We start from the raw sequence: 12,036 nt of genomic DNA, 5'->3' as shown, positions 1-12,036 counted from the left end.
CCCGGTAAAAACGGTCTTAGCCATATCGAGGAAAAACACGCCCACGCCATGTCAACCGCCACACCGCAGCACACCGACCATACGATCAACGGCGAGCCGATCCCTACTCTCGACGACATCGCCACACAGCACTTTGCGTTGACGCCATGGGTCACGCGAACGCCGGTGTTCGACCGGCTCGACTTTCCGTCGCTGGAAGGCACGGTGGTGAACTTCAAGTTCGAGTTGCTGCAAGCGGGTGGCAGCTTCAAGGCGCGCGGCGCGTTCACTAACCTGCTCGCGCTCGACGAAGCGCAACGCAGCGCAGGCGTCACCTGTGTGTCGGGCGGCAATCATGCGGTGGCGGTCGCGTACGCCGCCATGCGTCTTGGCGTCAGTGCGAAGGTCGTGCTGTTTCGCGCGGCCAATCCGGCACGCGTCGCCTTGTGCCGGCAATATCACGCCGACATCGTCTTCGCGGAAAACCTTGCCGAAGCCTTCGAGCTCGTGCGCCGTATCGAGGCGGAGGAAGGCCGTTATTTCGTGCATCCGTTCAACGGCTATCGCACCGTGCTCGGCTCAGCCACGCTCGGCTATGAATGGGCTACGCAAACGCCCGACCTCGAAGCGGTGATTGTGCCGGTCGGCGGCGGCGGTCTCGCTGCCGGTGTGGCCACCGCCATGCGGCTCGCGAATCCGCGGGTGCACATGTACGGCGTCGAACCGGAAGGATCGGATGTGATGGGCAAAAGCTTTGCCGCCAATCACACGGTCAAGATGGGTCATATGCACACCATCGCCGATTCATTGGCATCGCCGCATACCGAGGAATACAGCTACGAGTTGTGCCGTCGCCATATCGACCAGCTCGTCACGGTATCCGACGACCAGTTGCGCGCGGCCATGCTGACCTTGTTCGGACAACTGAAGCTAGCTGTCGAACCGGCCTGCGCCGCCGCTACGGCAGCCCTGCTCGGACCGCTGCGCGAAACGCTGCAAGGCAAACGCGTGGGCGTGCTGCTGTGCGGCACCAATACCGATCCGGTCAGTTTCGCCGCGCATATCGAACGGGCGCGCCATAGCCAGTCACAGTTTCCAGAATAAACCCAATCCTTCCTTTCCGTGCCAAAAGACTAGCCTATCCTTCTCAGATTGGTATGATTCGATAATCGACTTCTGGGAGGAACGTATATGGGCATGATCAAGGAATTCAAGGAATTTGCCCTCAAAGGCAACGTAATGGATCTCGCCGTCGGGGTGATTATCGGCGGCGCATTTTCCACCATCGTCAATTCAATTGTTAAAGACCTGATCATGCCGGTTGTCGGCGTTGCCACCGGCGGCCTCGATTTCTCCAACAAGTTCGTTCGCCTCGGCGATATTCCCGCCAGCTTCAAAGGCAGTCCTGAGTCGTATAAAGACTTGCAGACAGCAGGCGTGGCAGTGTTCGGTTATGGCTCGTTTATCACCGTGGCCATCAACTTCGTGATCCTCGCGTTCATCATTTTCCTGATGGTCAAGTTCATCAATAATCTGCGCAAGCCGGCTGATGCCGCGGCGGCAGAACCGCCGCCAACGCCCGAAGAAGTCGTGCTGCTGCGTGAAATCCGCGATTCGCTGAAGAGTTCACCGCAGCGCTGAACCGCCTGGGTGAAGTCACCCGGGTTGGGTCAACCTGAATCACGTTAAACATTCGCGTCGGCACATTAACCGGCGCAATTAAATAAGGCCTGTCGCGAGGAAATCGCCACAGGCCTTTTTCATGCCGCGTGCAAATTGCGTCGCCCGAGTCGGCGTGGCGAACACACTAAGCGTTCTTTTCGTCCCCTTCGTCCTTCTCCGCCTTCTGATTCACCGCGCTTTCGATCATCGTCTCGAGCTGTCCGAAATTGACAGGCTTGGTCAGATGCGAAGTAAAGCCGGCGCTCAGGCAACGGCGCACATCATCATCGGTACCGAAGCCCGTCAACGCGACCGCCGGTGCGTCCGAACGCTCGCGGAACGCTTTGACGAAATCGAGGCCTGTGCCATCGGGCAAGCCCACGTCGCTGATCACCAGATCGAACGTCTGTGCCTGGGTGGCGGCGAGAGCATCGTCCACACGGCCCACCATGGTCACGTCGTGACCCAGGCTGCGAATCAACTGCGCCATCACCTCGGCGGTATCCACATGGTCTTCGATCAGCAGAATGGTCAGCAGGCCGTGATGACGAACCTCATCAGGCGCTGCAACGGGTGTTAGCTCCTCCGGCGCGGCGGCGGTCGGCAGCGTGATCGTGAAAGTCGCGCCGCAGTGCGCGCCCGGGCTCTGTGCGACCACCGTGCCGCCGTGCACATCGGTCAGGGCCTTCGTGATCGCGAGACCCAGGCCCAGGCCGCCGAATTGCCGCGTCATGTTCTGGTTGCCTTGCTCGAACGCGTTGAACAGTTTGCCGATCTGTTCGGGCTCGATGCCGATGCCCGTATCCTCGACCGATATCTGCACATGCATGCGTTCGTCGTGCGTGCGCACGTAGATATGGCCGCCGTCCGGCGTGAACTTGGCTGCGTTGCGAATCAGGTTCCACAGCATCTGTTGCAGCCGTGCACGGTCGGCGAGCACGTAATGGTGCTGCGCATTCGTGCAGACGTGCACGTCCTGCTGCTTGACCTGGATCTCACTGCGAAAGAGTTCGAGCACGCTGTCTATCACCTCGTGCACGTCGACGGTTTCGAGCGACAAACGCAGCTTGCCGTTCGCCACGCGCGTGAGATCGAGCAGGTCGTCGATCAGGCGCGCTTCGAGCTCGACGTTGCGGCGAATCATGCGCACGCTCGCACGCGCCTGATCGGGCAGCCCCGGGATCATCTCCAGCACGCTAGCCCCCGCCAGAACGGGCGTGAGCGGCGTGCGCAATTCGTGCGACAGCATGGCGAGGAAGCGGTCTTTCGCGCGATTGGCTTCTTCAGCGATCTGGCGGGCAGCCTGCTCCGAGGCGAGCAGCCGTTCGCGCTCCTCGATCGCCTCGCGCTGCGGATGAATGTCCGTGCAACTGCCGAACCATTTGCTGACGTTGCCTTCGGCGTCGCGCATGGCGACCGCGCGGATGTCGAACCAGCGATAGGCGCCATCGTGGCGGCGAATTCGCAGTTCGTGCCGGTAGTCACCGGCGCCGCCCGTCACTGCCTTGAGCCAGGTACGGCGAATCTCTTCGCGATCGTCGGGATGCACCGCTTCGAGCCACGCGAGACCGTACGAACTGCTTTCCGCCAACCCGGTGTAGTCGAACCACTGCTTCGAGAGGAAATCGCAATCGCCCGCGGCGTTGCAGGTCAGCACGAGGTGCGGCAACGCCTCTGACAAGGTGCGGTAATGCTGTTCGCGATCGCGCAGCAGCAAGGCTTCGTCCGAGGCCTTCTGCAAACGCACCTGGGAGAGCACCCGCTCCACCGCCTCGGGCAGGTAATCGAGGTAGTCGCCGGATTTCGGCACCACGTCGGATACGCCCGCGCGCAAGGCTTCGATCACACGGGATTCGTCAGTAAAACCGGTCACGAGGATGGCGGGAATCCGCACGCCTTCCGCGCGCAAGCGGCGAAAGAAGTCGAGGCCGGTCTCCGGCCCGCTGAGCTGGTAATCGAGCACAAGCAGGTCGGGTGCGCCCGCGGCGAGGCGCGCGCGGGCCGCTTCGACCTGCGAGCAGATTGCAACCCGGCAGCCGGCGCGTTCGAGCGACTTGCGCGCGAGCCGCAGGATGCCTTCGTCGTCATCGACGACCAGCACAAACGCGGCAGGCTGCGTGGACACGTCTTCGGTCATGCGGAGTCTTCTCTGGCTAGGTCTGGTGTGACTATCTTGTCATGGGGCGCTTGCGGAGCGCCTTCATATAAACCTTCCGTCACGGCGCGGCCAGCCGGTGGCCCGACGGCAGTTTGACCACCTGCAGGAAGAAGCCGAGGCGGCGCACCGCTTCGATGAACGCGTCGTACTCGACTGGCTTGGTGATGTAGACGTTGCAGCCGAGTTCGTAACAGCGCGCAATTTCGCGCGGATCGTCCGTCGTGGTCAACACGATCACGGGCACCGCGGCTGTCTGCGGCGAATCCTTCAGACGCCGCAGCACCTCGAAGCCATCCACGCGCGGCATTTTCAGATCGAGCAGCACGACGAAATTCGTCAGATCTTCGCGAGGTGGGTAAGGACTGGCAGCGGCGTCCGCCGGCGCCGGGCCGAAGAAATAATCGAGGGCCTGCTGGCCGTCGCGAAAGCGCACGAAACCGTTCGAAATACCGGCGCGGCGCAGATTGCGCTCGACCAGCGTAGCGTGGCCGTCGTCATCTTCGATCAGCACGATACTGACCGTTTCCCCGTGACTCATATGCCCTCCGTACCGACAATCCACTTTTGCATGGTGCTTTTAACTATCCCCACCGTTTCCCCTGGTGCCTGTCGCGGTTCAATAGCGCGCAGGTTGTTCTGGTAACACGACAAAAAAGGTCGATCCCGCGCCTTCCGCCGACTCGACCCAAACGCGGCCGCCATGCCGTTCTACCATACGCCGCACCACCGCGAGACCGATGCCGTCTCCGTTCGCGACGTCGCCGTGCAGGCGCTGAAACGCCCGGAACACTTTCGACATATACGCCGCCGGAATCCCGAGTCCGTTGTCGCGCACATAATAGGTGCGCGTGCGCAACGCGCGCGGCTCCGTCTCGTCGACCGGTTCCGGCTCCAGCGCGCCGATCTCGATGCGCCCGTTGCGCGCCGGGTCGAGATAATTGAGCGCGTTACCGATCAGGTTGCCGAAAATCTGCTCGATCGCACCCGGGTCGCCCCATGCAGGCGGCAACTCGCGCACGGTCACCACCGTCCCGCGCTGACTGATGACGCCTTGCAGCGCATCGACCACCTTGCCCACCACCCGCCCGACGCTCACCCGCTGCCACTGATATTCGAGCCGCCCGGCGCGTGAAATCCGCAACAGCGCGTCGATGATCGCCGCCGCCCGCGTCACCGCGGTGCGTAGATATTGCAGAGACTCGCGCACGTCGCCGTCAAGAATATGCGCCATACGCCGATGTTCGGCCTCCGGCAGTTTCGCCGCCTCGACGAGGCTGTCCAGTTCGTCGCACGACACCTGCAATTCTTTCGAAAAGCCTTGCAGATTCACCAGCGGCGAGCGCAGATCGTGCGACACGCTGTAGATGAACATTTCGTTGTCTTGCGTCTCCTGGCGCAGCTCCTCGTTGACGCCAGCCAGTTCCCGCGCGCGCGCTTCGAGCCGCACTTTCAGCCTGGCTTGCTCGCCTTCGGCCTCGCTTAGGCGTTCGCCCGTCTGATGCAGCACCGCGTCGAGCGCGGCAATTTCGTCGTTGCCGGACAGCGGCGCCGCAAGCTGCCGCCCGCTGCCGAGGCGCTCGGCATTGCCGGTCAACACCTCCAACCGCCGGCCGATGCTGCGCGCAAACACGACGGCAGTGGCCGCCCAGATCAGCATCGAGCCCAACACCGCGGCGATCAGCGCGTATTGCTGGCGTTCGCGGCGCCGTGCCAAGGCCGCGCCGCGCTCGGCGTCGAGCCGCGAGGCCTCATTGCTGAACTCGGTGAGCTGATCGCGAAACAGTGCGATCTGCTGGGGAAGCGCGCCCGTGTCCAGCGCGGCAAACGAATTCAGGTTGCGTCCTGCGCGCAGCGCCTGCGAGATCGCGGCGGCCTGCACGCGATAGGCGTCGATCGCCTGTTGCATCTTGCGCACGCGCACCACCTGCTGCGGCGTATCGGCCACCAACGTTTCCAGATTCGAAAGCCGGTCGCCGAGATCGACCCATACGGTGTGGCGGTCGACAAACGACGGATCGCCGACGACCATGCCCGTGCGGACCCGCACGGCCTGACGCAGCAGCGGATCGACAATGGCCGACGACTGATAAAGGATCTGCTTGCTGTTGCTGACCCACCGCGCGGCCTGCGCTGTTTGCTCCTGGGTATCGAAGACGACGCCCAGAAGCGCCAGCTCGACCACGCTCGGCACTGCAATCAGCAGCAGACCCTTGGTGAATAGTTTCATGTTCGCCCGAAGGGTCGTTCAAGCCGCGGCGGTGCGCACGGACCATGCGCCTCGCCTCGGCATGCGGGCGGGCCGTTGCGGTGCAGGACTGGCCAGCACGCCGCGGTGCAGCCGGACGGGCCATTATCGACGTGAATGTGAGATATTTCAACGTAGCGGCAAGATGCGCTCACCCACATAAAAATGACTTTTTTATTGATACGAGTTGTTTTTTCGGCGGCGTGGGCGTCTATGATGGAGACAGATGTGCTGGGAAGCGAAAGCGCGCGGCGAGGCGGTTCGGCATGATTCGTGCGGGAGGCGGTGGGACGGCGTAGATGCCGAATCATCGTGAATCCGGCCTTGTCGTATGCTATAAAAGATCGACGTGCGGCGCGCGAAGCCGGGAGTTGTCGCATGAGGACGCTGCGTTTCTTGCAATTCTTTTTCAGGCGAATTTTTATGTCCTTCCCGAAAAAGCGTAGACGCGCGAAGGTGGACGGCGATGAGTCGTTCCTCGCGGTACTACGGCATTTCAAGCCGTTCGGTCAGCTCGACACCAAAATTGCGCGCGCCCGCGCGCAGGACGAGCCGGTACTCTATGCACATGTGCTGCCCGGGCTCGACGTTCTTCTGTGCAGCGTGCGCGGTGCCCAGCCGCCCTATCCCGCGCCAGCCGAATTGCGGCGGCGTTGTATCGAATCCATTACCAATGCATTGGAACAGCCGCTCGATGGACTCGAGAACGGCGGGTATTGGTATGAAGCCGACGGGTTTGGGTTCCTGGTCTTTGCCAGCCGGGCCAGAGGCAAGATCCTGACGGAGTTTGGCGCCACTCGCGTTGGCGGCGCCCGGCGAGGGGTTCGCAGGCAGGATGCGGCGGGGGATGCCGCTCCGCGCTCGCTAAGGTAGTTATTTTCTTTCCTTTTCTTTATCGGCGCCGATGTCTTCGAGCACGCGGCGCCGATTGCCGTTTTTTCTTTCGCCCGCGCGGCGCCTGTTGGTCTGCAGACAAAGCAGAAAACATTAACTCCCCTTATATTCGGCCCCCGTGGCCGGCGCCGTGACCGCAGGCTTCCTGTCGGCCGCACCCGGTGAGGCGGCGCCAGAGGAAGACTTGTTCACTGGCGCGCCGTCGAGGGAAATGGCCGGCTTGGGCTGTTGCTTCATACCCGGCGGCGGCGCGGTCGGCGCCTGACGAACCTGCGACAGCAACTGTCCGCACGGCAGCGGTTGGTTATTGCTAGGCGCAAGCAGCGGAATCAGCGCCGCAAACGGATTGATCAACCCGAGCCCGATTACGGCGCCCCCTCGCAGCGCCAACGCGGTGGCGTTCACCCCGACGCGCGGATCCTTGAACGTCCCCTTCACATACAGCGGCGAGCGCAGCGAAAACACCCGGAAGCCCTTGGTATGCGGATGCACACCAAGATCCATCGATTCGTCGCGCAGATTCACGTTGCCGTCGATGTTGATGACCGCGTCGTCCGTGTCGAGCGCGAACACACGCGAATCCAGCACACCGTTCGTCGCGACAAAATCCGCGGCCGCGCAGTTGATCTTCACGTCGCGATTGCCGAACAGCTTTTCATAGACCACGTTCGCCACGTTCAGGCCCGCGGCTTCCATCAGCAGGCGGCTTACCGTCCCGTCGGTGATCAATGCCTTCACCTCGCCGTTCGACGTCGCTGCAAGCGCTGCCGGCGAGTTGCCGGTTGCGGTCAGCGCGGCGTCACCGTTGATTTCGCCGAGCGCATTCTGCATCGTCTTGAAGTTCGGAAACAACTGCTTGAGCTTCAGATGCCGCGCCGACATCGCGAAGCGGCCCTTCAGCGGCGTCGCGCTGCCGTCCAGATGAATATCCGATGACAACGAGCCGCCTGCCACGCCGAACTTCAGCGGCTCGAACGACAGCACGCCGTCGGTCATCACGACGTGCGTGTACAGGTCCGTGATCGGCAGATTGGCGTCCTTGACGATGCGGCGCCCCGTGAACTTCACGTCGGCGTCGATCGCCTTCCAGCGGTCGGTGCGGAATTCTTCGACCGGCAGAACCTTGTTGCCCGGCTGCACCGTCGCGTCGCCCCGTTTGGCCTTGCTGGCGTTCGAGTCCGCGCCGATGACCGGCGCCAGATCGGCGAATTGCAGCAGATGCGACACCAGTTCGCCCTGCAACAGCGGACGCGGCTCACGCGCCGTGTAGGTCAGCGAGCCATTCAGATCGCTGCCGCCCACCCGGCCTGTAAAATTTTCATAACTGAAGACGTTGCCGCCGGACTTGAACTGGCCAACAAGACGCCCCTCGGTCGCATACGGCGGCGTGTCGGGCAAGGTCACGCCTGTCAGCGAATACAGCCGCGCCAGACTGTTGCCTTGCAGCCAAAGTCGCATATCGACCGCGGCAAGATGCGCCGGATCGGTGATCGTGCCCACGAGGCCGACGCGCAGATCGCCGGCCTTCACATCGGCCTGCACCGGGAACGGCCGGTTCGCGTCCTGCAACGCCAGCACGCCGCCCACCTTGCCGCTGCCGGATACCGGCGTCTTGTTATAGGTGCCCTTGACTGTCCAACCGATCGCGTACGGCGGGATCGCCGGCTTTGCACCGTTCGCCGTGCCTGTCTCGCTGGCGCTCGACGCCGAGGCTCCCGCGGCGCCGCTTGCACCCTCACTCGCACCCTCGCTTGCACCGTTCGCCCCGCTGGCAACCAGCGCACCCGAAGCGCCATTCGCCGCCGTCGCGCCCGACGCGGCGATATCCGTCGACGAGGCGCCGGAAGCCGCCACCGCGGACGCCGCCGCCGCTTCCGATGCAGCCTGCGCGTTGGCCTGTGCCGTCAGCTTGCTCGCCCCCGCTTTACCGACCGCCTCCGCCGATGCGCTGCGCGATGCCGTCTCCTGCTGCTTCATCACCTCGCCGAGCGGAATCGGCTGGCCGAGCGTATCGATGGCCATCTGCATCTCGACCTTCTTCTGCTGATCCGACAGCCCGATATTGCCTTTGGCAAACGCGATGTCGTGCAGATCGAGCTTCCATTCGGAAGGCCCGCTGGAAGACGCCAGTTTGAAGGTCCAGTTGTCGCGCCCGTCGAGCAGTCGTTCGAGGTCGACCGAAGGATTCACGAGGTTGATCGCGGGAATCACGATGTCGTGCGCGAGCAGCGGCAGCACCTTGACCTGGAAGTCGATTTCGTCCAGCGTCGCGAAGTGCGGCTGTTTGGCCCAGTCGGGATTACCTACCGTGATATTGGCCGCCGAAAACCGCGGCCAGGGCACCCAGCCACGCCAGCCGGTTTCGCCGACCGGATGCTGCCAGCCTACTTTCAGATCGCCGTTGATCGCGAACGGCCGGCCGATCGCCTGCGTAACCTTGTCGTCGATGTAGGGACGGGCCCGGTTCCAGTCAAAAGTCAGAATGAAGATGGTCAGGGCGACAATCAGAATGACGATGATCGCCAGCAACCATGCGATGATTTTTCCTATCCGTCTTCCAGTCGTGCTCGACACTGCCATTGAGAAGCTCCGCCTTTGTTCTTCGTTGTACATGAGGGACAGCACGTATCGTGCCTGGTGTTATTGTCTAATAGGGGTCGTTTTATCATGCCGCACAGTTCGGGCACAGGTTTCCCTGCCACGGAAACGTAAGGAAATGTCATGGCGGCCTCCGAATCCACGCAAAAATCCACCACCACCCAACTCATGACAGATGTTCCCTTCGTCCTTGCGGACGGCATCGCCCGGCGCGATGCCTTGCGCGGGCAAACGCTGCTGCAGCCGACGACCTTCGCCCTCTGCGCGGGCGACCGCGTCGCGGTCACCGGGCCGTCGGGCTCGGGCAAGAGCGTGTTTCTGCGCGCCCTCGCCCTGCTTGATCCGCTCGATGCCGGACGCATCATGTGGCACGGCGCGGCGGTCGAGCGCGCCGCCATTCCGCGTTACCGGCGCAACGTCGCGTATATCCGGCAGCGGCCCGCGCTGCTCGACGGCAGCGTCGAGGACAACCTGCGTTACCCGTTCGAATTGCGGACCTATCGCGACGTGCGCTTCGATCGCGCACGCGCGGCAAGCCTCGCCGCTCAGGCAGGCCGCGGCGACGATTTTCTCGACAAGCGCGCGAGCGAATTGTCCGGTGGAGAAGCGCAGATCACCGCGCTGATTCGCGTTCTGCAACTCGCGCCCGAAGTGCTGCTGCTGGATGAACCCACCGCGTCGCTCGACCCGGAGTCGTCGCGCGCGATCGAAGCTTTGGTGCACGCGTGGTTCGCGGCTGAACCCGGCCGGCATGCGTCGATGTGGGTGTCGCACGATCCGGCGCAAGCCGCGCGCATGAGCGAGCGGCACCTCACGATGCGCGCCGGCGTGCTCGACGAATCCTCAGTGACACCCGCGCATCAGGAGCTCGGCCAATGACATTGCAAAACCTGAGTCTCTGGGACGTCGCGATCGCCGCGTTGCTGATCGTGGTGAACGGCGTGGTGTCGGTGGCGCTCAAGCTCGATCTCGAACGCAAGCTCGCGTGGGCGGCGGTACGCACCGTCGTGCAATTGCTGGCGATCGGCTATGTGCTCGGCTGGGTGTTTCGCTATGACCACTGGTTCGTGGTGCTGCCCTTGATGGTCGTGATGACGCTGATCGCCGGCTTCGCGGGTGCGCAGCGCGGCAGCCGCACTTACGCCGGGCAGCGTGCGGACAGTGTGCTGTCGATCTGGGTCAGTTCGTGGCTGGTGGCCGCGGTCGGACTCTTCGTCGTGATCCGCATTCACCCATGGTACGAGCCGCAGTACGCGATTCCGATTCTCGGCATGATCCTCGGCAATACGCTCACCGGCGTGTCGCTCGGCATCGAACGGATGACCGAGGAACTGACCGCGCGGCGCGACCGAGTGGATATGGCGCTCGCGCTCGGCGCGACCCGTTGGGAAGCAGCGCAGGCGCCGGCGCGCCAGGCGGTGCGCGCGGGCATGATGCCCACATTGAATCAGATGGCCGTGGTCGGCGTGGTGAGTTTGCCGGGCATGATGACCGGGCAGGTGCTGGCCGGTCAGTCGCCGTTGCAGGCAGTGCGCTATCAGATCGTGATCATGTTCCTGATCGCGGCGGCCTCAGCCCTGGGGACGGTGGGCGCGGTGCTGCTCACGTATCGGCGGCTCTTCTCGGCGGAGCACCGGTTTCTGTCGGCGCGGCTGGTGGAGCGGGCCGCAGCGCAGCGTTGATGGGGCAAACAACATACGCTGGGCGACGCGGCCGGCGTCGCCCTTTCGCGGTTTGTCTCATCGGCCGCGCGCCGTGGACGCGGCACTCATCGCCCAGGCTTCACCCGTAACCGTCAGCGTTTCGCGGTGACCGCCACTTCGGTGCCGTCATTGAGCGTCAGCGTTTTTGTGGTGCCGTTGGTCGGCATCGTAAAACGCAGAATCTGGCTGACTGCCACGCTGTTCGGACACTTGAGCGTTTTGCCGCCGCTCGTCACCGTCTTGACGCCATGCGGCGTCTGCGCCTGGAAGCTCAATTGCACTGACGCGGTGCCGTCACTGCCGACGACCGGCGCAAAACGGATCTGCGTCTGGCGAATCATCGCGCCGTTGGTATCGGTTGGCAGCGACGAGTAATTCGGGCAGCTATCCGTCGCGGGCACGGGGCCGCCTGGCGGCACCGTCTTCCACGTGAAGTCGTCCGATTCGCCGGAGCGGATCGTACGCGTTTCCTGTGAATTACCGAACTGTTTCGACGTGACGCGGACCGTATAGCGAATCGGACCGTCGAGGGCGGACTGCGACGTCACCGTGATCGGCGTGGCTGCGTGAGCTGCCGTCACGAGCATGCCGGACGCGAGCGCGCATGCGAGAGAAGCAACAACTGAAACGGCGGAGAGTTTGAAGCTGGAGCTCATACTGTCACCTCGTTGTTGTGCCGCTGCGCGCCCGCTCGAGCGCTACTGCCAATGCACCGCCTGACTGGAGCCTGATTCACACCTGGTGAATACCTGGTTAGCACCTGGTAGCACCTGGTTAAACCCGGCTGAGGCCCTGCC

10 protein-coding genes are annotated in these 12,036 nt (G+C 63.2%); 5 read left to right on the top strand and 5 right to left on the bottom strand.

Translation table 11 applies throughout. The annotated features are described in order from the left end of the window. The first annotated feature begins 48 nt into the window (after nt 1–48). Together FSO04_RS23965 and mscL are read left to right on the top strand one after the other, a co-directional pair. Complete coding sequence (locus tag FSO04_RS23965) at nt 49–1,083, top strand: pyridoxal-phosphate dependent enzyme (RefSeq protein WP_154563131.1); 1,035 nt, start codon at nt 49–51, stop codon at nt 1,081–1,083. 87 nt (nt 1,084–1,170) lie between these two features. Beyond that, entirely contained in the window at nt 1,171–1,620 is a 450-nt protein-coding gene (gene mscL, locus FSO04_RS23960; RefSeq protein WP_154563129.1) for a large conductance mechanosensitive channel protein MscL, read from the top strand. A gap of 166 nt (nt 1,621–1,786) precedes the next feature. Here the strand turns inward: mscL and FSO04_RS23955 are convergent, their stop codons facing one another. From FSO04_RS23955 to FSO04_RS23945, 3 genes are all read right to left on the bottom strand, one after another. Then, nucleotides 1,787–3,778 carry a hybrid sensor histidine kinase/response regulator gene (locus tag FSO04_RS23955; RefSeq protein WP_154563127.1) on the bottom strand — a complete coding sequence of 664 codons (1,992 nt, stop codon included), beginning with the start codon at nt 3,776–3,778 and terminating at the stop codon, nt 1,787–1,789. Nucleotides 3,779–3,857: 79 nt separating this feature from the next. After that, entirely contained in the window at nt 3,858–4,337 is a 480-nt protein-coding gene (locus tag FSO04_RS23950) for a response regulator (protein WP_154563125.1), read from the bottom strand. Nucleotides 4,338–4,415: 78 nt separating this feature from the next. Further along, nucleotides 4,416–6,026: a sensor histidine kinase gene (locus FSO04_RS23945; RefSeq protein WP_154563123.1), complete on the bottom strand. Its 1,611-nt coding sequence runs from the start codon at nt 6,024–6,026 to the stop codon at nt 4,416–4,418. 396 nt (nt 6,027–6,422) lie between these two features. On the opposite strand from FSO04_RS23945, the gene FSO04_RS23940 reads away from it, so the two are divergent. Further along, on the top strand, nt 6,423–6,917 hold the full coding sequence (locus FSO04_RS23940; protein WP_028196609.1) for a hypothetical protein: 495 nt from the start codon (nt 6,423–6,425) through the stop codon (nt 6,915–6,917). 114 nt (nt 6,918–7,031) lie between these two features. Here FSO04_RS23940 and FSO04_RS23935 read toward each other — a convergent pair whose 3' ends face one another. Beyond that, a complete protein-coding gene (locus FSO04_RS23935) occupies nt 7,032–9,518 on the bottom strand; it encodes an AsmA family protein (RefSeq protein WP_154563121.1) in 2,487 nt (828 codons plus the stop codon). Nucleotides 9,519–9,704: 186 nt separating this feature from the next. Here FSO04_RS23935 and FSO04_RS23930 point away from each other — a divergent pair, with 186 nt between their 5' ends. Together FSO04_RS23930 and FSO04_RS23925 are read left to right on the top strand one after the other, a co-directional pair. Next, a complete protein-coding gene (locus FSO04_RS23930) occupies nt 9,705–10,415 on the top strand; it encodes an ABC transporter ATP-binding protein (RefSeq protein ID WP_154563163.1) in 711 nt (236 codons plus the stop codon). After that, entirely contained in the window at nt 10,412–11,218 is an 807-nt protein-coding gene (locus FSO04_RS23925) for an ABC transporter permease (RefSeq protein ID WP_154563119.1), read from the top strand. Before FSO04_RS23930 ends, FSO04_RS23925 begins: the two co-directional genes overlap by 4 nt. A gap of 113 nt (nt 11,219–11,331) precedes the next feature. Here FSO04_RS23925 and FSO04_RS23920 read toward each other — a convergent pair whose 3' ends face one another. Then, nucleotides 11,332–11,895, bottom strand: coding sequence for a DUF6013 family protein (locus FSO04_RS23920; RefSeq protein WP_154563117.1), 564 nt, complete (start codon nt 11,893–11,895; stop codon nt 11,332–11,334). Between the last annotated feature and the right edge of the window lie 141 nt (nt 11,896–12,036).

The organism is Paraburkholderia madseniana (assembly GCF_009690905.1).
In the GTDB taxonomy this organism is placed as follows: Bacteria; Pseudomonadota; Gammaproteobacteria; order Burkholderiales; family Burkholderiaceae; genus Paraburkholderia; species Paraburkholderia madseniana.
Note: the sequence above shows the minus strand (reverse complement) of the source record. Positions and strands in the feature narration are given on the sequence as shown.

Excerpts from the sequence above, each read along its gene's own strand:
- FSO04_RS23950 (WP_154563125.1), bottom strand. The coding sequence starts at position 4,337 with ATGAGTCACGGGGAAACGGTCAGTATCGTGCTGATCGAAGATGACGAC.
- FSO04_RS23920 (WP_154563117.1), bottom strand. The coding sequence starts at position 11,895 with ATGAGCTCCAGCTTCAAACTCTCCGCCGTTTCAGTTGTTGCTTCTCTC.
- FSO04_RS23965 (WP_154563131.1), top strand. The coding sequence starts at position 49 with ATGTCAACCGCCACACCGCAGCACACCGACCATACGATCAACGGCGAG.
- FSO04_RS23940 (WP_028196609.1), top strand. The coding sequence starts at position 6,423 with ATGAGGACGCTGCGTTTCTTGCAATTCTTTTTCAGGCGAATTTTTATG.
- FSO04_RS23930 (WP_154563163.1), top strand. The coding sequence starts at position 9,705 with ATGACAGATGTTCCCTTCGTCCTTGCGGACGGCATCGCCCGGCGCGAT.
- FSO04_RS23945 (WP_154563123.1), bottom strand. The coding sequence starts at position 6,026 with ATGAAACTATTCACCAAGGGTCTGCTGCTGATTGCAGTGCCGAGCGTG.
- FSO04_RS23955 (WP_154563127.1), bottom strand. The coding sequence starts at position 3,778 with ATGACCGAAGACGTGTCCACGCAGCCTGCCGCGTTTGTGCTGGTCGTC.
- mscL (WP_154563129.1), top strand. The coding sequence starts at position 1,171 with ATGGGCATGATCAAGGAATTCAAGGAATTTGCCCTCAAAGGCAACGTA.
- FSO04_RS23935 (WP_154563121.1), bottom strand. The coding sequence starts at position 9,518 with ATGGCAGTGTCGAGCACGACTGGAAGACGGATAGGAAAAATCATCGCA.
- FSO04_RS23925 (WP_154563119.1), top strand. The coding sequence starts at position 10,412 with ATGACATTGCAAAACCTGAGTCTCTGGGACGTCGCGATCGCCGCGTTG.